Consider the following 17,947-nt stretch of genomic DNA (forward strand, 5'->3'; position numbering starts at 1 on the left):
TATGGTTGTTCCTGTTCGTAGTGGGAACACATGGACTATAACTCCCCCGGCGGATAGACAGAACCTAACCCGCTCGTCTGTATGTTGGTCGGAACTTGGTAAGCCCGTATTGCCGCCCTAGTGGCAGGTGAATCGTAAGATGAGCTGATGGGAGTGCGGGTATAGGAAGATGGAAAAAGCGAAAGCCAAACTGTAATCGTTTGGATAGAGGTTCAAAATTTGCCTCGTCGGGAAACCGGGCAGACTTCCATCAGGTCTTTAATCGCGGATAAGTTGTAAGGGTTCTCAGGGATGGCAGGTAAGAATATTACGATCAATTGCGTAACTGCGGCCATCGGCGAAGAAGGCTGGCACTCCATTGATTGGAGAAAATGCCACCGCTACGTTAGAACTTTACAAACTAGGATCGCGAAGGCTACAGGAAATCAGCAGTGGCGTAAGGTGAAAAAACTGCAACGCTTACTGATTCACTCTTTCAGTGCCAGAGCATTGGCAGTGAAGAGAGTTACTGAAAACAGCGGGCGAAAAACACCCGGTGTCGATGGAAAGATCTGGAACACCCCTAAGCGAAATGGGAAGCGATACCCAGACTCAAAAGACAAGGTTATAAACCTCTACCTTTGAAGAGGGTAAACATACCAAAATCTAACGGTAAGACAAGACCCTTAGGCATTCCCACGATGCAAGACAGAGCCATGCAAGCTCTATATCTGCTAGGGCTCGAACCAGTATCGGAGACTACCGCTGATCATAATAGTTATGGCTTCAGGCCCGCGCGAAGTGCGGCTGATGCGATACAACAGGTCTGCAATATGTATAGTTCCCGATATGCAGCAACATGGGTTTTGGAAGGCGATATCAAAGGATGTTTCGATCACATCAACCATGAGTGGTTGCTCAATAATGTCCCCATGGATAAGCAAATACTCAGAAAATGGTTGAAAGCCGGAGTTATTGATAAAGGCACTTTCAGGAAGACGATCTCTGGTACCCCTCAGGGAGGGATCATATCGCCAGTATTGGCGAATATGACACTCGACGGACTGGAGAATGAATTACAAACGCACTTCGGAAAGAAACGCTCTAAGAAAGGATGGAAAAATCTGGTTCATCTTGTTCGATATGCCGATGACTTCATTATCTCTGGAAAATCCAGAGAGCTTCTGGAGAGTGAAGTCCTCCCCGTAGTAAAAACCTTCCTCTCCAAGAGAGGGTTGATGCTGTCGGAAGATAAAACGGTAATAACGCACATTACAGACGGGTTTGACTTCTTGGGGCAACACGTACGGCGCTTTGGCAGGAAACTTGTCATCAGGCCAGCGAAGAAAAACGTGAAGGCATTTCTCAGGAAGGTCAGAAACACCATCGAGGATAACAAAACAGTACCGTCGTGGTTATTGGTTTACCTACTCAATCCCCTTATCAGAGGTTGGGCTAACTACCACCGGCATGTTGCATCCTCGGACGCATTCAATGTTACTGATCATCATATCTGGCGCAAGACATGGCAATGGTGTGCTAGAAGGCATCCCGGTAAGAGTAGGCGATGGATATTTCGTAAGTATCATACATCTATCAAAATGCGACATGGGATGTTTTATGGCATCGACGACGATGGGAAAAAGTATGTCTTACATCGCGCCGGAAGCACAAATATCTTTCGCCATATCAAAATCAAAGGGGCGGCAAATCCTTATCTACCTGAATGGGAGAACTATTTCGAGAAACGGTTAGATTATTCTTGGAAGGAATCTCAGCAGGGGCAAAGGAAAATATTGGCTATATGGAAAAGGCAAGGTACGCAGTGTCCGCACTGTAGTCAACCAATTAGCCGGGAAACAGGCTGGAACATTCATCATGTGCTGAAGAAATCTCAGGGCGGGGATGATGGTCTGGACAACCTGATTCTACTGCACCCCAACTGCCATCGACAGTTACACAGTAATGAAGCCGGTTTTTGATGAAACAAAAGCTTATAAAGGCTTGAGCGGTATGCGGGGAAACTCGCACGTACCGTTCTTAGGGGGCGGTTGTGTAGCAATGCACTGCTGCTACCCGACATCCGGTAAGTAAGCTACCTGGAGGCGGGGGAACCCCCCGCCTTTTCAGGTGCTGAGTTGCTCTGACATGCCTGAAGCGCCTTTATGAAGGGGTTACCGGTTAGATGGTAGCCCCTTTTTCCTTCCTGGCGCGACCGCACGCCTGAACTTCTGGGAAGGGCTGTTCCCCTCCGGGGAACAGGGGAAGGGGGACGCGCCTCCGGCGCTGCCCCTCTGCTCCCTCCGCCTTGTCCACACTCCAGCCTTTCCTGCCTGATTTGCTGAAGTCAGAGCGCCATGAGTTACCTGCCTGTACCTGGCTTCAGCATTGTTTTCCCTGTGTTCTTCATCCCGGGTGTCATATCCGGCGTCCTGCTGGTTAACTTTCTCAGCTGCAGCTCCGTGGCCATAAACCGAAAACAGGGCAGGGCGATGTCCCCCTTCGGCTCCCGGCCAGCGCTGCTGTCCGGTCGTCGAGCCCCACTCCGCCAGGGCGGCCGCTGACGCACCCGCCGGGCTCCGCCGAACCCCTTCGGGGTTCGTGCCATACGGCTAGGGTCTGATGGCGAAGGTCAGGGGCTGCGGCTTCTCCGGCCGTGCCGTCCGGAACGCCTTCACCGCGCCGGCTGATGCCGTCGCTTTAATGGCGCCACGCCGTTCCGACGTGTCGGGTGTGTGCATCCTGTTCTCCCGGTGAAGCTATCTCCCGTGCGTCCTCACGCGGAGGGCTATTCGTAGCACCGTCGGGTCGTCATCCGAAGGGTGAAATGCACTCCGCCAAAACTTTTTGCGGGGCGCAAAAACTTTTGTCTCCGCCCTTCTCCTGCCGCCCCGCCGTTGCTACTCGGCCCTTGCCGCGAGAGAACTCACCAGGGAGATGGACAACCATCACCACAGGAGAAAACCAGGATGCACACACGAAACGTCAACGTCAAAACCGCCGCTCAAGAATCTACCGGAAGATGGGGTACAGACCCGAAAGTCCGTCTGGCCTGTGTTATCGCAGAGCAAAAGTCATACCTGCTGGAGCTGTGTCAGGTCTGGAACCTGCAACTGTCAGAGGCCGACGAGGCGGAAGAAGTCTGCAACATCCTTTGCGCCATGAGCAAAAACGTCTGGGACGAGGGCGTGCTCAACTGGATGCGTGATAAGCCGCTGCTGTCGTTCCATGTCGTACAGCCGTGGTTACAGGCTCAGGCTCACGCCGTCCGGTTATACGGTGCAACGGGGATGGCGGCGTGGACGTATGCGAACAAGAGCCTGAAAAACTGCATGAACTTTGAATACGCCATGCTCGCAGAGTGAGTGCACTGGCCTGACTAAACACGGCGGCAGGGGATGCCGCCAGTTACATCGGAGAGACATCATGAGCATCAGCAACGGTAATGCGAACAGCACATTCAGCCTCGACGCATGGGAGAAAAGCGCGCTCAGCGGGCTTGAGAGCCTGCAAAACAAGGTCAGCAAAGCCCTGCTGAAGTACCAGAGCAACACCGATAAAACGGCGCTGGGTGAAGCGGAAAACAGCGGTATGGACGAGCTGAAAGCAACGGTGATGCGCATCGTTAAGGCAACACCTGCCATTCAGCAGAAAGTTGACGATATAGCCGACATGCTGAACCTGATGGCTCAATTTTCCGGCATCACGTTTGACGATTAACCACAGCGGCGACATTCAGGCGCCATAAACCAGAAGGAGATAAACCATGCACTTAAATCTGACCGAATCCTGCGCTGAAGCGGGTATTTACGCGACCAGTGAGGCAGAGCGTGAATACTGGCTGAGCCGCGAAAAATCGTATATCGCAGCGCCCGTCGAAATTGACGTCCACGCCTTCCATGATGCGCTGGGGCTGATGTACCCGATGAACTGGCGCAGCAGTGAGAACGGCGAGTGTGAAACCTTTATGCTGGCGGAGATGGTCTGCGGCAACGTGACCGAAATCTATGCGCGGATCGGTATCCGTTATTACCGGATGCGCGACTACAGCAGCCTTAACCACGCGGAGATCCTGGCCCGCGTTAAGGAGGAAATGCAGCGCCAGATATGAAAAAGGCAGACTTTCGTCTGCCATATCCCGCCGGATTTATTCGCCTGGGAACGATGAATCCGGCCTCAACTAAAAGGAAACATCTATGAATCATTTCAGAAGAGCGTCAATTGTTACACCGACCGCCCTGTATGTCCAGATGCTTGAGGCGGAAAACGCACCCGTAAAAAAACAGGTGCGCATTAAACGCAGTGATATCGACCGTGACGAAATCAGCGCCGAAATGCGGGCGCTGGGTCGTCACATAACGCACTGCCGGAAGAAGAGGCGCGCCGTTCGTATTCCTGCCATGCGCGGGAGTGAGTGGGGGCAGGTGTTACGCACGCTCGAGATGAAGCGGGCATTTAACTGACGGAGGAGCCGCCCCGCAGGGGGCGGCATTTGAGGAGGAAATATGTCTCAACTCAGTTTTGCCTGTTTTTTTGACCAGGCGAAAGCGGCCGCACCCTTAACACCCGCGAAACCCGTATTGCCAGCCGTGAACGCGCCGACGATACCGCACCGGATGATGAGCACTGACGAAGCACGGCACCAGTTTATCAGCGTGTTCAGGGATACCGCCCGCCAGCTGCGCCGCTGGGAGGTGTTCAGCGACTTTATCACGCTGGCGGCCAGCGAGTTGGATATGGCGCGGATAAGAACGCCGGAGAACATTGAGCGCAGCCGTGAAATCTGTTCGAAGTACGGCGAGAGCGATATCAGCAATATGCATACGCTTTTCTGCCTTATGGTCTGCGCGCTGGAGGCGAAATTTCACGACTTTCTCGGTGCGATCTTCATGGAGCTTGAGCTGGGCGACGACCGGAACGGGCAATATTTCACGCCGTATCACGTCCAGTCACTGCTGGCGAGGCTGCTGATGCCGGACGTCGACGAAACGATACGCCGTGAGGGATTCGTGACCGTCAGCGATCCGGCAAGCGGTGCGGCGGGGATGATTGTGGCGTATGCGGAATATCTGCTGGAGGCGGGCTATAACCCGTCTGAGCACATGTTCGGTAGCTGCATCGATATTGATCCGATCGCGGCGGATATGGCCTTTATCCAGCTATCCCTGCTGGGTATTCCTGCTGAGGTGATCACGGGCAATACGCTGACGATGCAGCTTAACAGGGTCAGGTATACGCCGGTGTACTATATCAACAACTTTGAGAAGCGCCTGGAGGATCAGCGCCGAATTAATGCCATGCGCCAATTTATGCGATCCATGAATAAAGCTGCATAACTAGCCTGAAGGGCAGGGGAATACCCTGCCTTTCGTGGCATCAAAGGCCGCGCGCCTGCGGCGCAGAGTAATACCGGCAGCGCTACGCGCCGCCCATATTACTCCGTCGCGTGGGTTTCTCATTATTAGTTATGAAGACCTGTGATATTTCATCCGGCATACTGCTGTTTATCTTATCTGCTATTTATTCCTTGCGTTGAAAATAATAAATATTAGTCCGGGCGTCGTCCCTGAAGGGACACGGCACGTCGTGAACAGAGCCAGCAAGCTGTCTCTGCCCTTCGGGCGTCCATCCTGACGCAAATTCAAAATCACGCTTGCTGCATCCTGAAAGGATGCGCCGCTTTCACCGTGGCGGTAATAAATTACCGCCGCTCTGATGTCCGTAACGGTAATTCGTCTTGCGCCGATTTTACGTTCCGGGAGGTGTGCATTCTCCTTGTGTGACTATCTCCCGATTTCATCAATTCGCGGAGGGCTGCTTTTAGCATCAGCCGAACAATTTAAAATCGATGAACGCAAGCGCTACTGTGTTACAGATGGAGATGAACGTCTTGATTTTATTCCCGCGCTCTTTTTTACGCCTTCTGCTGATAACATGATTGCCAGCTGGTTACGTCAGCATTCAGATTATGATGGTGGTTTCTGGAATTACTGGATTATTCCGCAGGGTACTGGCGGAAACGTGGCTCCGAACTGTGTCAGGTTCACCACCGCACAAACAGGATATATCGCACCAGAAGGTGAACAGCGCTATAACATGGTTATTCCCGGTAATTACTTTGAGGCAGAAGTCAGTGCTGATGCAGCAGGAATTATTTCTACCCTGATGATAATGAACTGGCTATCATGGAAGGTGGTAGGTATGGGGCCGGAATATGCCACGGTCCTTAATCATCTCATCGCCCGTCAGGATGCGCTAAAGGATTATGTCAGCATTATTCAGCACCCGGAACGCGAACTGATATGGCGTGCTATTGATTAACAGCTGATGCGTCATTCAGGTGACGCATTTTTTTTGATTCCGTTATAAATAGCTCTGATTTCCTCTGCGTACTTCTGGCGTTTCCTCTCCTGCGCCTCCGTTTCACGAAAGCCTGCATTATAAGCTCCTACTGCCCTCCAGGAGTATCCCCAGCGCTTAAAAGCAATTGCGAGATAATAGGCACCCGTATAGATATTCATGCAGGGATCTCTGTAAAGATTACCAGCCGTGATCCCATACTGAGCCAGATGCGAAAAATTCTGCGAGTGTATTTGCATCATACCGACAGCGTAACTTTGATTGCTGACAACGTTCATTGCATCAGGGCGCCATGATGACTCTCTGAAAGAGATTGCACGCAATAAATCAGGTTCAATATGGTAATCCCTTCCCGCCATATCAAAACAGTCCTGAGCAATGGCTGGAGAGGTAACCACGAGTAATCCAGCGAGAAGAACGTTCTTCATCTGCAATATTCCATATCTGTCATATCCCATGTCTAGAGTGCCATTTCCGATAAAAAACGGCAATGCCGGAATATGCGGAATCCTGCCCGGCGGACAATTTTGTCTAAACCTGCTTCTTAACTTCAAAGTCCCACACCCGTCGCAAGATTGCATCTTGCCTGATTTTTCTTTGAAATCATGCTGTTATGGTTTTTTAAAGACTGCAAAGTCATTTGCATCATTGATGCATAGAGTATATATATACTCTATGCAGAGTATAATTAGAGTGCTTGATATACTCTTGTTATACTATGCATTTAAAATCAATTAGATAGATAGAGTGTACTCTAGGGTATACTCTGGTTTTTCGAGGGGGTGTACTCGTTACTATACTCTGCAAAAATAAATGATATACTCTGAACATACTATGGATAATTTTCCGAATTTATATTTTAATAAGATTCTAAATCTGTAAGGAAAAGCAAAGAATGCCACGGATACAAACATTTGTCAGTAATCAGGTCAGGGAAGAAATAGATGCGATTATTACTGAGCGCAGGCAGGAAGGAGCAACGGAGACTGATGCAACAGTTTCGTCAATAACTTCCATGTTAGTTGAGCTAGGGCTCAGAGTTTATCGTATTCAGAGAGAAATGAAGGAAGGCGGTTTTAACCAGATGGAGTACAACAAGGTTATGCTGGAAAGTATGGTTAGAGTCAGGGCTATGTGTAGTGAAATTTTGAAAATGAATATGCTTAGTGAGGAGCCTGTAGCTAGTGGTAAATTTGACGCAAAAACTATTAAGCTATTTATTGATAAGGTTGCTAAAGAAAGCGTTGGTATTTTCTTTCCGGATGCGTAAGGTAATGTTTAGGGAATTCTGCGAGGGGTGTATTTAGATGCTATTTTAAAGAATTTGGTTTTATTGAGTCGTGAATGATGTGTTAGATGTTGTTGGGGTTTCGGGAGCAACGGAACAGTAAACACCGTTAAGCGGTCATTTTAAATAGCCAAAAATTAACCAGCCAATTTACATCGCATATTGCCATTTTTAGCCACCTCTTTTACGATAGCCAAATTAACTATACCCATCCTGGCCGTTTGCGGAGCAAAAGACGCAGTGGCTCTCAACAGATTGATTTACCTGTTATTGACCATTCAATTGAACCGCTTAACCGTCTTTTTGGTTCCACTACTCCCCAAACCCCAATAATTCTTTCAGGGTTCTTTTCGTCAGGATTGGGTTTCCATATTTAGATGTCCGTCTGTAACAGGTGGGCATCTAAGTTACCAGTACTTGCTTAATGGCTACATACGGCGCTGGCTTTACGCTTACGAATAACAGGACGATAAAAGCGGATAAATGTACTTCATGGGGCGTCCCCAAGAAACACCAGACAGTAGATGTATCTTAAAATAAGAGATAGGTTTAAACATATGTCTAATACTGGTTCTAATTTTGAGGTGATAGGAATACTGTTGGGGCTGGAGCTTCGTAAGCGTAAGACTACGCAGGAAAAGATTGCCATTCATCTTGCTGCATGGTCATGCAGACGGTTAAAATTTACCGGGCGCGTTTCCGGTGGTTTTTCGGTTTAACAGCCACGACTTTCGCCCGTCTGACCCCGGAAACGCTCTCATTCCGTTTTAGCTGTGCGCGCAAGAGGACGTTATGTTCAATGGTCTCCGTTTCCATCACCGTCACCGGCGACGCTGTGGCCGCCAGCTGAAGGTGTCTTCTGGTTCGAGACCCTGCGCCTGTGCCGCTTCCCGTTTTTTGTCCGCTTCCCGTTCAGCAAGAATGATTTTCAGTACCTGTTCCCGGATGCGGCGTCTTGTCTCCTGAGGCATCCTTACCCTGCCGTGTAATCCCATAGCCCTGACCTCAGCTGCAATCGCGTCTGCCAGGCGGCGGGATTCATATTCAGTCAGTTTCTGGCGTTTCATGGTGTCCTCCGCTGTGCTGCTTTCTTACATAACATCTTATGCCATATGGATACATTTTGGTTAAGTCCTGCCAGATGTATGATGGGGTGTTGGGGGTTGAGGCTCAGTGGAACAGTGACCGCCGTTAAGCGGCCAACAAAACACCAGCCAATTTACATAGTGAATTCGTCGTTATGGAATGCTAATGTGTACTTATTTGCGTACGTGTTATATACTAAGCCCAAAAATGGGAGCTAACAACATGCATGCAATCAATTTTACTGATGCCCGTAAACATTTTGCTGACACCATGAAGCGCGTCACTGATGATGCTGAACCTGTACGCGTCATGCGTCGTGACGCACCTGATATTGTTATGATCGATGCAGGAGAGTATGAGGCGCTAATCGAAACGGTCTATCTGTTCAGCAATCCGGCGAACGCCGCGCATATCAATGAGTCAATGAAACAGGCGGAGCGCGGCGAATTTGTCGAAGTGGAATATTAAGTTCACCAGGAACGGAGCTGATGACCTTAGCTACTGGCGTGATACTGACAAAAAGAAGTTTGAGCGTATCCGGCAGCTGTTGCGCAGCATCGAGGCTGATCCGCTGACAGGTATCGGAAAACCCGAACGGCTGCGGCACCACAAAGATCCGGCGCTCTATTCCCGCCGGATTGATCAGAGTCACCGTCTGGTCTATTCAATCAAGAGCGGAGAAATCATCATCTACGCAGCCCGTTATCACTATGGTGACAAATAGCAAAGCCAATAAAGCCCGTTTGATGCGGGCTTTATTCACATGGTTTTCTACGCCGGAATCCCAGAAAATTTCGTCACCAAACCTAAAGCTCCTCAGATTTGCATGGCGTTGAATGACGGGTTATGTGACAGGCTTCAGCATTAAAATCGTTGTCTTAATGATTGTCACTCAACTGGTCGTTTATGTGACAACCCTCGCCGTTACTGGTTTCGGAAAAATCCAGGTTTCCGGCGTAGAACCCCAACACGATGGCGATAAGTCCTTTTCAGGGACGGACGCGGCGGATGAACGTGCTGAACTCAGGGAGGGCGGAAAATGATTGTTCCCGTCGATGCAGAACGCGATGAACACGGATACTCGACGCATCCTGCGCTTGTCCGCAGCGGTTGTGAAACTCCGGGAGAACTTCGTTACTGGCTGAGAACCCACGGGCTGGCGTGCTTCGTGATGACCATGCGGGATGAGGCACCTGAGGCCTTTGCAGCCGGATTCACTGATGAGGCACCGGATGCGCGGGGCTGGATACCCGAACCGCCGGACGATGACGGCTGGTTCCTGGGGTCAGTCCATGATACCTGCGACGGGCCGGTCTGCTACTGGTTCAGGAATAACGTAACGGGAGAGGGGATATGAGTCCGAATTCGAATATCTGGCGCCACAGGCGCAGGGGGCAATGTGATCTTACCCAGATAATGTGGACACCGCCCTAAGCGAGGTTCTGGTTTTCAAATTGTTCCGGGCTGAGTCCGCCACAGGCACTGTGACGACGCCACCGATTGTAATCACACTCGATATAATTGAACACCGCCGTTCGCATTAATTCCCGGCTGATAAAGCGCTCTCCATGGATACATTCCACCTTCAGCGAATGGAAGAAGCTTTCCGCGCAGGCATTGTCGTAACAACACCCTTTGGCGCTCATGCTCCCGCGTAGATTATGCCGTTTCAGCAATGCCTGATAATCCGCTGAACAATATTGCCCGCCACGATCCGTATGGACGATGACATTTTCCGGTCGCTTACGTCGCCACAGTGCCATCTGTAGCGCATCACACGCGAGTTGTGCCGTCATTCTTGGCGACATCGACCAGCCAATGACAGCCCTGGACCACAGACCGCCAGATACAGCCAGCCCTCATCCGTACGTACGTGATGTCACCAGCCCATTTCTGGTTCGGCCTGCTGGCGTAAAAATCCTGCTTCAGCAGGTTCTCTGATACCGGCAGACCATGCTTACGGTAGCTGACCGGCCTGAACTTACGCGCTGCTTTTGCACGAAGCCCCTGACGACGCAGGCTGGCGGCGATGGTTCTGATGTTGTACCGGGGCAATTTATCAGCCAGACGCGGTGCACCATACCGCTGTTTTGCATCACTGAACGCCTGCCGGACAGCGGCATCACAGACCAGACGGACTGCCGTCGCCGGTTAGTCTGATGACGGCGCAGACACCATGAATACCAGCCACTCCTGGCCACGCGCAGCACCCGGCACATGGCTTTGATACTGAACTCTGGGACTCTGGGTCGAGTCCGTCAAGGTGGTGTAAATTCAGTTACAGCCTTCCGGTCCGGTAACGGGCCTGTTATGCACTGAGTGGCAGCGCGTCGATTACTTCGGTTTCAGCGGGCTGGTCTGTCTCCGCCATGCTGTGTTGCGGCAGGTAGCGGTTCTGCAGCAGCCATTCTTCGTTCTGCTCCGTCAGTACCGCACCCAGTAGCCGCATGATGCTCTCTTCGTTGGGGAAGATACCCACCACGTCGGCACGACGCTTCACCTCTTTGTTCAGGCGCTCCAGCGTGTTGGTCGAGTGGATTTTCACCCGGTGCGCTTTCGGGAAGCCGAAGTACGCCAGCACGTCCGCCTCCGCTTCATCCATCATCGCCGTGACCGCCGGGTTGCTCTTCTCCAGCTGGCCGGCAACTTCACGCCAGGTGGCATGGGCGCTTTTCTCGTCGGTCTGCACGAACACCTGCTGCAATGCGGCACGGACCACCGACTGGTTCGCCCGGCTGACGCGGCTCAGCATATTGCGCATGAAGTGGACCCGGCAGCGTTGCCAGCTGGCGGAGAACACCTGCTGTATCGCTGCTTTAAGGCCGCTGTGCGAGTCGGAGATAACCAGCTTCACGCCCTCCAGACCGCGCTCCTTCAGGCTCAGCAGGAAGGCCTGCCAGAACGCTTTGGCTTCAGACTCACCGATACCCATCCCGATAATCTCCCGGCGACCGTCCGGGCTGACCGCGCAGGCGATTATTACCGCCACGCTGAGCACCCGTCCGTTCTTGTGCACCTTCACGTAGGTCGCATCCAGCCACAGGTAGGGCCATTCCCCTTCCAGCGGCCGCTGCAGGAACGCCTACACGCGCTCATCGATACCGCGGCAGATGGAGGACACCTGGCTGCGGGAGATGCCGGTCATCCCCATCGACTGGACCAGCGCGTCAACCTTGCGGGTCGAGACGCCGTTTATCCATGCCTCCTGGATAACCGCGTTGAGCGCCTTCTCCGACAGCCTGCGGGCCTCGAGAAAGGGCGGGAAGTAGGTGCCTTCACGCAGCTTCGGGATACGCAGGTCCAGCGTGCCGAGCCGGGTGTTGTACTGCCGGTCACGGTAGCCGTTGCGGTATGTCTCGCGTTCATCGCTGCGCTCGTGAGGCTCTGCGTTGATGCGCTGAGTGACGTCAGCTTCCATGATGAGGTTGAGCATAAATTCGGTGAGCTCATGCAGGAAATCCTCGCCGCCGAGTTGCATCAGGGTGTTGCTGTTACCATCGGCACGAGTTCCGTAGACCAGTACTCTGACCACCCTGACCCGCCATTCCTGCAACCTGCGTTGCAGTGTTCTGCGATGACCTTCAGTAAATTGACCAGGATGTACGCCTTCAAGTTTGAGAAGTAATTCGGTACTGCCCAGTTGCGGTTCATCTTTAAGCCAGCATTCTATTTCGTTCCAGACGTCAGCGAAGGGATCTTGCACTGATTTTCAGAAGTTGCTCGCGGAGTGCCGGATTCAGGCTGAGATGCCCGTGTTTCTCCATCGCCGGAATAAGCTGGGGCAGTAACGCCCTGAGACGCTTACCGCACAACCGATCTCAAGCTTCCCACAGTACGATCAGAGCCTGCTGAACAGCTGCGCCATAAACTGAACGAGCCGTGGCTGATCGACGCCGTTGGTTGCCGCTGGTGACGGCACCATTCAGTAACCGGATTACTGATTTACGATGGTACCCACTGATCAGTATGAACTCTTCGAGGATCCGGGTTTTCTCGGCTTTACTGGCTGCCTGATAGCGTGTTTTCAGCGCCCGCATAAGCTGACGACGGGTATCCATAGGCAACAATGCATTGCTCATAGGTGGACCTCTGGCTGATTATTTATCACACAGCCAAAGTAACAATTTTGGTGAGGAAACAGTGAGCGTTGGGTAACAAAAATGCTGAGTCAATGCGTAATCGCAGACAAGACGGAACTGCTGACGCGGAGTTATCTGGTGACGACGCAGACGCCAGGCATACCAGCCACTGCCGGCGACACGGAGAACTCGGCACATGGCTTTGATGCTGAAATCAGGCTGATGTTTTCCGATAAAGACATACTTCATTTCAGGCGCTTCGCAAAGTATGTCGCGGCCTTTTGGATAATAGCCAACTCTTCCTCCCGTTCTGCCAACTGACGTTTGAGCCGGGCATTTTCGGCAGCCAGTTCGCTTTCACGCTCGGATGATGTCAGTTGCTGTTGTTGTTTGCTTCGCCAGGTATAAAGTTGCGACTCGTAGAGACCTAGTTCGCGCGCGGCTGCTGCTACGCCAATACGTTGAGCGAGCTTAAGCGCTTCGTCCCGAAAGGCAGGCGTGTGTTGTTTGCGGGGCTTGTTTTCCGTTGCTGATGATTTAGTCATGAGTCACCTCTGAGTTAAGAGTTTACTCACTTAATACCGTGTCCGATATTACTGGGTAAGATCATCCCAGTCGATCATGATTTGCTCCCCTGCATCATCAGGGCTGCTATGCTGATAAAAAACTGGCTTATTAATTCTCATTAAAGATAATATCTTTTTTTATACAAAATAATACCTAAATTGGCGGTTTTTATTTGTTGTACTCTATGTGTTGACCGGATAAGGTCACTATACATATGGATTCGATATATGCAGCCGTGTTTGGCTTTCTGCCTAGGTTATCAGAATAAGAGCGCAGTTCGACTCTTTGCTAATCTAGGGCTTCGCTTTGAGAAGCGCTCTTACAGCACGTTAAAAAAGGAGAACTGCATTTAAATGTGGCTGAACCTATTACTATCTCTCAGAGGCATACTCTTGTTGAGCACGAAAATCACCAGTAATACTGGTTAGATATAATCTGGCGTCAAGGTAATTATATTACCTAAATTTTTTGGCTCCTTTGGCATTCACTAGAATGTGGAACTAAACTACGCAACCTACACCATTGTCGTTTTCACCTTTCTGATTGCTGGAGTGTTTTATGGGGTGCATGAATAAAATTCATAAATTTTCTATTGCTGGGATGTGTTTATTCTCAATAGTGACTGGGAACGTATTTGCGAGCAATAGCACTGTTTCTGTTGGGTATGCACGGGGGGATTTTCAGGGGGTTGTAAATGGTGCGGAGGGATTCAACGTCAAGTTTCGCCATGATAATGCCAATAGTGCATGGGGGGTTATAGGCTCTTTTATGTATCTTGAACATACAGGTACGAATAACAGTATTTATAGCAAAGAAAAGTATGGTTCGGTATCTGCTGGTTCGTCATTCTGTCTTAATGATTGGCTTAGTATTTATGGTTTGCTTGGTGTGGGCGCTGGTTCACGTGAGCTCACCCAAACAGGTTCACTTCGCTACGGCTTGAATTACGGAGTGGGTATTCAGGTTAATTCTGTAAGTGAATTAGCTCTAGATATCGGTTACGAAAATAGTCGTATTGACAGCGTTGATGTTGGCAGTTGGATGATTGGTATCGGTTATCGTTATTGAACTGATATACCACTATAAGGGATCTGAAGCCCAACCGTACGAAAACGTACGCTAAGTACATTTATTGACCAATCTAGCCGGCGCTATGTATTTGTACAGCGTTGGCCTCGATATCCCCATCAACACACAAATCTTCGCAACTGTATGTTTTTTTATCGTTATAAAGTTGAATGTAAGCGATCAGTGTGTGCCATATTTGTTAGTACCGATGTAAAAATGTAGTGGTCAACTAAAACTAGCCACCGCTTTAGAGTTTTTCCAGTATCGGTTTTCCGATTCATTTGGGGGTAATCCACCGTAAGCCTGCGAAAACCAGCGTCAGGAAAGCTGGCTGATGGCCCACGTCAGGGCGTTCGAGTTCTTCGGCGGCGTGCCCCAGCTTCTTGTGCCGGATAACCTGAAAGCGGCGGTCAGCCGCGCAGACCGCTATGAGCCGGTACTGAACGAGAACTACCGTAAGCTGGCCCGCCATTATAACACTGCTGTGATCCCGGCGCGGCCACGCAAACCCAAAGATAAACCCAAGGTTGAAAATGCCGTTCTGGTTGTGGAGCGCTGGATCCTGATGCGGTTGCGGCATGAAGTGTTCCACACGCTGGCCGCACTGAATCTGGCCATCAGTGAGCTGCTGCAGGATCTGAATGAGCGACCGTTCCGTTGCCGGAAAAGCCTGTACGAAAAACTGGATAAGCCCGCACTGAAGGCGCTGCCGCCATACCGGTATGAATACGTTGATATCCGTCGTGCAAAGGTCGGCCCGGACTATCACGTGCTGTACGGCAAACATGCGTACTCTGTTCCTCACGCGCTGGTTGGGAGCCATATCGATATCGAAGCAGGTGCGCGGCTTGTTCGCCTCTATCACCGGGGAACGCTGGTTGCCCAGCATCCACGAGCGCAGCAACAGGGCGGCTTCACCACGCAGGCAGAACATATGCCGGAGTCGCACCATCGGCAACGATGGTGCCCGGACAGGCTGCTGTCCTGGGGAGAAAGCATCGGCAGTGCCACCCGTGCCGTGGTGGCCTGGCATCTGCACCACCGCGCTCATCCGGAACAGGCTTACCGGACCTGCCTGGGGCTGCTCAATCTCAGCCGGGAATATGGCGATGCCCGGCTGGAGAATGCCTACCAGCAGGCGCTGTTACTGGAGCGACCATGGCGGCAGGTGATCCTGAATCTGCTGACGAACCACCGGGACCGGCTGAAAGACGAAGCGCCGGATGAATCCCCTGTAGAGCACAGCAACGTACGCGGTGCCGGGTACTACCACTGAGGAAACAATAATGCACAACAACCAGCTGGAACAGATACGGGCCCTGCGGCTGGGGCACATGAGCAACGCACTGGAACTGCAATGGTCACAACCGATGACCTACACCTCGCTGAGCTTCGAGGAGCGCCTGGGGCTTCTGCTGGAGCACGAACTGCTGCAGCATGAGGTCTCGAAGGTCAATCGCCTGCGAAGACAGTCGAAACTGAGACTGGATGCGCAGCCTTCACAGCTTGACTACCGGCCGAAACGGGGGCTGAACCGGCAGTTACTGGTGCAGTTGCTGACCGGTGCTTATGTTCACCGTCATGAAAATGTGCTGAGCACCGGGCCAACGGGATGCGGCAAAACGTACGTGGCCTGTGCGCTGGGTGAGGGCAGCATAGCGCTCAGTCAGCTCGCGACGCCCATCTTCACCCTGTTGTTTCCATGCTGCCCGCAGGCTGTCAGTCTTGTGCTCTGCTGGCACTCCGCCCAGTTTTCCGAGGGCTTCCTGCAGGCCTTCAGCCAGGGCAGAGAAGCTCTCACCACCCAGCACAACCCGCATCCAGCTCCAGTGGCTCCACTCAAGGCGGAAGTGGTACAACTTATGCGTCAATAACCTGCCGTTGATGGTGACAACTACATCTTTCAGCTCAGTAAAGTCCGACAGGCCGCGCAGGCCTGGCTGATGAAGTTGCCGGAACATCACTTCCTGCTCGGCACCATACTGCAGCTTCCACTCGCGGACCCGCCGCTGCATAGTCCTGCGGAGGCTGCTGGGATACTGACCGGGATATTTATCCTGCAGCATTTCCAGCAGGGGCGTGGGCATCAGAGCGGGTCTATCTTTTAACAGGGGGACAAGCTCGTTGTCCCAGACAGCCTCAAGCGGATCCTTACGCGTCCGCCAGTGACGATTACCGGTTTTTGACCACTGTTCTTTTTCGATCCTGCGGCCGGAGCGAACAGAGATACCGGCCTTCATGGCCGAGATATGCTGGGTTACACCTTTTTTACGCTGCGTCATGTAATAACTGACCTGATGAGTATTGAGCGTCACACCATTTCCTGTGGGATCATGAACATGATGCTCAGATTACAAAATCGGCCAGAATAATCAGCGCCAACCGGACTGAGTTATTGTCGTCTCATAGGCAGACTTTTTTGAACCTTATCAACAGCCCGGATGATCAACTCAGCGTTACTCGCCGGTAATGCCACACATTCTGTCCATCGACTGGCGATATCGGTCAGCGACAGCGTCCACAAAAAGGTACCAGAGAGATGCCGACCACAGTGCGCCACAAGATCCATTTCCATAAATCCCGGAGAATGCCGCTCATGCTCGGTGAACATTCTGACCGGGATACATTTACTGACGCGGTTAACCGTCCGGTTACGCTTTTTACCGGCAGTGGTATGTGCTTCTTTCAACAGGCGATCGATAGACGATGCACTGACTTTCAGAAGCTGCTCGCGGAGTGCCGGATTCAGGCTGAGATGCCCGTGTTTCTCCATCGCCGGAATAAGCTGGGGCAGTAACGCCCTGAGACGTTTACCGCACAACCGATCTCAAGCTTCCCACAGTACGATCAGAGCCTGCTGAACAGCTGCGCCATAAACTGAACGAGCCGCGGCTGATCGACGCCGTTGGTTGCCGCTGGTGACGGCACCATTCAGTAACGGGATTACTGATTTACGATGGTACCCACTGATCAGTATGAACTCTTCGAGGATCCGGGTTTTCTCGGCTTTACTGGCTGCCTGATAGCGTGTTTTCAGCGCCCGCAGAAGCTGACGACGGGTATCCATAGGCAACAATGCATTGCTCATAGGTGGACCTCTGGCTGATTATTTATCACACAGCCAAAGTAACAATTTTGGTGAGGCAACAGTGCACGTTGGGTAACAAAAATGCTGAGTCAATGCGCGGACTGAGTTATTTTCGTCTCATATTATACAAAAATATGTTCTTATTTGAATATTCACAATTAAGGCTAATGGTTTAAATTCATCCTGTGCGGTGAATCCCCCTGAGCGGAGGGGCTAAACAGCCAATACAGAGTTATTATCAGGTTCGTCCGTATAATAGCGAGTCACGGCGGCTGTCCAGGACTCACCGGGAGGCACCCGGCACCGCGCGTTACAATATCTATCCCTCATTCGTGTTTTCAGATGCAATGATGTGAAACCCCTGTTTTTCTCTGAACATCATATTTGTCTGATGGTCCTGACCTAGGCCACTCCCGCTTTTTCTGCCAGAGC

The 17,947-nt window shown here is 51.5% G+C and carries 18 protein-coding genes and 6 pseudogenes; 15 read left to right on the plus strand and 9 right to left on the minus strand.

Features of this window, described 5'->3' with window-relative positions; genetic code table 11:
- Nucleotides 1–291: 291 nt before the first annotated feature.
- The 7 genes and pseudogenes from ltrA to KGP22_RS23205 all read left to right on the plus strand — a co-directional run bounded on the left by ltrA (nucleotide 292) and on the right by KGP22_RS23205 (nucleotide 6,300).
- Nucleotides 292–1,961: pseudogene (ltrA, locus tag KGP22_RS23175) on the plus strand (group II intron reverse transcriptase/maturase).
- Between the two features lie 987 nt (nucleotides 1,962–2,948).
- Nucleotides 2,949–3,344, plus strand: coding sequence for an ammonia monooxygenase (locus KGP22_RS23180; protein ID WP_143345789.1), 396 nt, complete (start codon nucleotides 2,949–2,951; stop codon nucleotides 3,342–3,344).
- 61 nt (nucleotides 3,345–3,405) lie between these two features.
- On the plus strand, nucleotides 3,406–3,699 hold the full coding sequence (locus KGP22_RS23185; RefSeq protein WP_172621948.1) for a hypothetical protein: 294 nt from the start codon (nucleotides 3,406–3,408) through the stop codon (nucleotides 3,697–3,699).
- A 46-nt stretch (nucleotides 3,700–3,745) separates the two neighbouring features.
- Complete coding sequence (locus KGP22_RS23190; RefSeq protein ID WP_143345790.1) at nucleotides 3,746–4,090, plus strand: hypothetical protein; 345 nt, start codon at nucleotides 3,746–3,748, stop codon at nucleotides 4,088–4,090.
- Between the two features lie 139 nt (nucleotides 4,091–4,229).
- On the plus strand, nucleotides 4,230–4,442 hold the full coding sequence (locus KGP22_RS23195) for a hypothetical protein (protein WP_245403088.1): 213 nt from the start codon (nucleotides 4,230–4,232) through the stop codon (nucleotides 4,440–4,442).
- A 42-nt stretch (nucleotides 4,443–4,484) separates the two neighbouring features.
- Entirely contained in the window at nucleotides 4,485–5,315 is an 831-nt protein-coding gene (locus KGP22_RS23200) for an N-6 DNA methylase (protein ID WP_143345791.1), read from the plus strand.
- Nucleotides 5,316–5,781: 466 nt separating this feature from the next.
- Entirely contained in the window at nucleotides 5,782–6,300 is a 519-nt protein-coding gene (locus KGP22_RS23205) for an antirestriction protein (protein ID WP_223540708.1), read from the plus strand.
- Between the two features lie 11 nt (nucleotides 6,301–6,311).
- Here KGP22_RS23205 and KGP22_RS23210 read toward each other — a convergent pair whose 3' ends face one another.
- A complete protein-coding gene (locus KGP22_RS23210; protein WP_143345793.1) occupies nucleotides 6,312–6,767 on the minus strand; it encodes a transglycosylase SLT domain-containing protein in 456 nt (151 codons plus the stop codon).
- A 467-nt stretch (nucleotides 6,768–7,234) separates the two neighbouring features.
- Between KGP22_RS23210 and traM the strand changes: the two genes are divergently transcribed.
- Nucleotides 7,235–7,609, plus strand: a complete 375-nt coding sequence (traM, locus tag KGP22_RS23215; RefSeq protein ID WP_143345794.1) for a conjugal transfer relaxosome DNA-binding protein TraM — start codon at nucleotides 7,235–7,237, stop codon at nucleotides 7,607–7,609.
- 839 nt (nucleotides 7,610–8,448) lie between these two features.
- On the opposite strand, the gene KGP22_RS23220 is transcribed toward traM, so the two are convergent.
- The gene (locus KGP22_RS23220) at nucleotides 8,449–8,694 is read right to left on the minus strand and encodes a hypothetical protein (RefSeq protein WP_123061044.1); all 246 of its coding nucleotides are present in this window, start codon (nucleotides 8,692–8,694) and stop codon (nucleotides 8,449–8,451) included.
- A gap of 241 nt (nucleotides 8,695–8,935) precedes the next feature.
- Here KGP22_RS23220 and KGP22_RS23225 point away from each other — a divergent pair, with 241 nt between their 5' ends.
- The 4 genes from KGP22_RS23225 (at nucleotide 8,936) to KGP22_RS23240 (ending at nucleotide 10,070) form a co-directional block, all read left to right on the plus strand.
- Complete coding sequence (locus KGP22_RS23225) at nucleotides 8,936–9,181, plus strand: type II toxin-antitoxin system Phd/YefM family antitoxin (protein WP_103061436.1); 246 nt, start codon at nucleotides 8,936–8,938, stop codon at nucleotides 9,179–9,181.
- Nucleotides 9,162–9,437 (plus strand): Txe/YoeB family addiction module toxin, encoded by a 276-nt coding sequence (locus tag KGP22_RS23230; RefSeq protein ID WP_123061045.1) that lies wholly within the window; start codon nucleotides 9,162–9,164, stop codon nucleotides 9,435–9,437. Before KGP22_RS23225 ends, KGP22_RS23230 begins: the two co-directional genes overlap by 20 nt.
- Before the next feature lie 112 nt (nucleotides 9,438–9,549).
- Entirely contained in the window at nucleotides 9,550–9,756 is a 207-nt protein-coding gene (locus KGP22_RS23235) for a hypothetical protein (RefSeq protein WP_123061046.1), read from the plus strand.
- Nucleotides 9,753–10,070: a hypothetical protein gene (locus tag KGP22_RS23240; RefSeq protein WP_123061047.1), complete on the plus strand. Its 318-nt coding sequence runs from the start codon at nucleotides 9,753–9,755 to the stop codon at nucleotides 10,068–10,070. Before KGP22_RS23235 ends, KGP22_RS23240 begins: the two co-directional genes overlap by 4 nt.
- Before the next feature lie 73 nt (nucleotides 10,071–10,143).
- Here the strand turns inward: KGP22_RS23240 and KGP22_RS23245 are convergent.
- From KGP22_RS23245 to KGP22_RS23260, 4 genes and pseudogenes are all read right to left on the minus strand, one after another.
- Nucleotides 10,144–10,950, minus strand: a pseudogene (locus tag KGP22_RS23245) (IS3 family transposase); the annotation flags it as partial.
- 71 nt (nucleotides 10,951–11,021) lie between these two features.
- Nucleotides 11,022–12,191: pseudogene (locus tag KGP22_RS23250) on the minus strand (IS256 family transposase).
- Nucleotides 12,192–12,531: 340 nt separating this feature from the next.
- Complete coding sequence (locus KGP22_RS23255) at nucleotides 12,532–12,792, minus strand: hypothetical protein (RefSeq protein ID WP_223582592.1); 261 nt, start codon at nucleotides 12,790–12,792, stop codon at nucleotides 12,532–12,534.
- Between the two features lie 78 nt (nucleotides 12,793–12,870).
- Nucleotides 12,871–13,337 (minus strand): annotated as a pseudogene (locus KGP22_RS23260) (transposase); the annotation flags it as partial.
- A gap of 589 nt (nucleotides 13,338–13,926) precedes the next feature.
- Between KGP22_RS23260 and KGP22_RS23265 the strand changes: the two are divergent.
- The 3 genes and pseudogenes from KGP22_RS23265 to KGP22_RS23275 all read left to right on the plus strand — a co-directional run.
- Nucleotides 13,927–14,427 (plus strand): Ail/Lom family outer membrane beta-barrel protein, encoded by a 501-nt coding sequence (locus tag KGP22_RS23265; RefSeq protein ID WP_123061084.1) that lies wholly within the window; start codon nucleotides 13,927–13,929, stop codon nucleotides 14,425–14,427.
- Nucleotides 14,428–14,761: 334 nt separating this feature from the next.
- Nucleotides 14,762–15,703, plus strand: coding sequence for a hypothetical protein (locus KGP22_RS23270; RefSeq protein WP_223582594.1), 942 nt, complete (start codon nucleotides 14,762–14,764; stop codon nucleotides 15,701–15,703).
- 58 nt (nucleotides 15,704–15,761) lie between these two features.
- Nucleotides 15,762–16,025, plus strand: a pseudogene (locus KGP22_RS23275) (ATP-binding protein); the annotation flags it as partial.
- A 48-nt stretch (nucleotides 16,026–16,073) separates the two neighbouring features.
- Here KGP22_RS23275 and KGP22_RS23280 read toward each other — a convergent pair.
- The 3 genes and pseudogenes from KGP22_RS23280 to KGP22_RS23290 form a co-directional block, all read right to left on the minus strand.
- Nucleotides 16,074–16,742: pseudogene (locus tag KGP22_RS23280) on the minus strand (IS21 family transposase); the annotation flags it as partial.
- Between the two features lie 77 nt (nucleotides 16,743–16,819).
- Nucleotides 16,820–17,248: a hypothetical protein gene (locus KGP22_RS23285; protein ID WP_143345796.1), complete on the minus strand. Its 429-nt coding sequence runs from the start codon at nucleotides 17,246–17,248 to the stop codon at nucleotides 16,820–16,822.
- A 6-nt stretch (nucleotides 17,249–17,254) separates the two neighbouring features.
- Nucleotides 17,255–17,515 (minus strand): hypothetical protein, encoded by a 261-nt coding sequence (locus KGP22_RS23290; protein WP_143345797.1) that lies wholly within the window; start codon nucleotides 17,513–17,515, stop codon nucleotides 17,255–17,257.
- Nucleotides 17,516–17,947 lie beyond the last annotated feature (432 nt).

Origin of the sequence: Enterobacter sp. JBIWA005 (assembly GCF_019968805.1) — a bacterium.
Classification (GTDB): Bacteria; Pseudomonadota; Gammaproteobacteria; order Enterobacterales; family Enterobacteriaceae; genus Enterobacter; species Enterobacter vonholyi.

Excerpts from the sequence above, each read along its gene's own strand:
- KGP22_RS23290 (WP_143345797.1), bottom strand. The coding sequence starts at position 17,515 with ATGAGCAATGCATTGTTGCCTATGGATACCCGTCGTCAGCTTCTGCGG.
- KGP22_RS23180 (WP_143345789.1), top strand. The coding sequence starts at position 2,949 with ATGCACACACGAAACGTCAACGTCAAAACCGCCGCTCAAGAATCTACC.
- traM (WP_143345794.1), top strand. The coding sequence starts at position 7,235 with ATGCCACGGATACAAACATTTGTCAGTAATCAGGTCAGGGAAGAAATA.
- KGP22_RS23210 (WP_143345793.1), bottom strand. The coding sequence starts at position 6,767 with ATGAAGAACGTTCTTCTCGCTGGATTACTCGTGGTTACCTCTCCAGCC.
- KGP22_RS23220 (WP_123061044.1), bottom strand. The coding sequence starts at position 8,694 with ATGAAACGCCAGAAACTGACTGAATATGAATCCCGCCGCCTGGCAGAC.
- KGP22_RS23200 (WP_143345791.1), top strand. The coding sequence starts at position 4,485 with ATGTCTCAACTCAGTTTTGCCTGTTTTTTTGACCAGGCGAAAGCGGCC.
- KGP22_RS23255 (WP_223582592.1), bottom strand. The coding sequence starts at position 12,792 with ATGAGCAATGCATTGTTGCCTATGGATACCCGTCGTCAGCTTATGCGG.
- KGP22_RS23265 (WP_123061084.1), top strand. The coding sequence starts at position 13,927 with ATGAATAAAATTCATAAATTTTCTATTGCTGGGATGTGTTTATTCTCA.
- KGP22_RS23235 (WP_123061046.1), top strand. The coding sequence starts at position 9,550 with ATGACGGGTTATGTGACAGGCTTCAGCATTAAAATCGTTGTCTTAATG.
- KGP22_RS23240 (WP_123061047.1), top strand. The coding sequence starts at position 9,753 with ATGATTGTTCCCGTCGATGCAGAACGCGATGAACACGGATACTCGACG.
- KGP22_RS23190 (WP_143345790.1), top strand. The coding sequence starts at position 3,746 with ATGCACTTAAATCTGACCGAATCCTGCGCTGAAGCGGGTATTTACGCG.
- KGP22_RS23225 (WP_103061436.1), top strand. The coding sequence starts at position 8,936 with ATGCATGCAATCAATTTTACTGATGCCCGTAAACATTTTGCTGACACC.
- KGP22_RS23195 (WP_245403088.1), top strand. The coding sequence starts at position 4,230 with ATGCTTGAGGCGGAAAACGCACCCGTAAAAAAACAGGTGCGCATTAAA.
- KGP22_RS23270 (WP_223582594.1), top strand. The coding sequence starts at position 14,762 with ATGGCCCACGTCAGGGCGTTCGAGTTCTTCGGCGGCGTGCCCCAGCTT.
- KGP22_RS23185 (WP_172621948.1), top strand. The coding sequence starts at position 3,406 with ATGAGCATCAGCAACGGTAATGCGAACAGCACATTCAGCCTCGACGCA.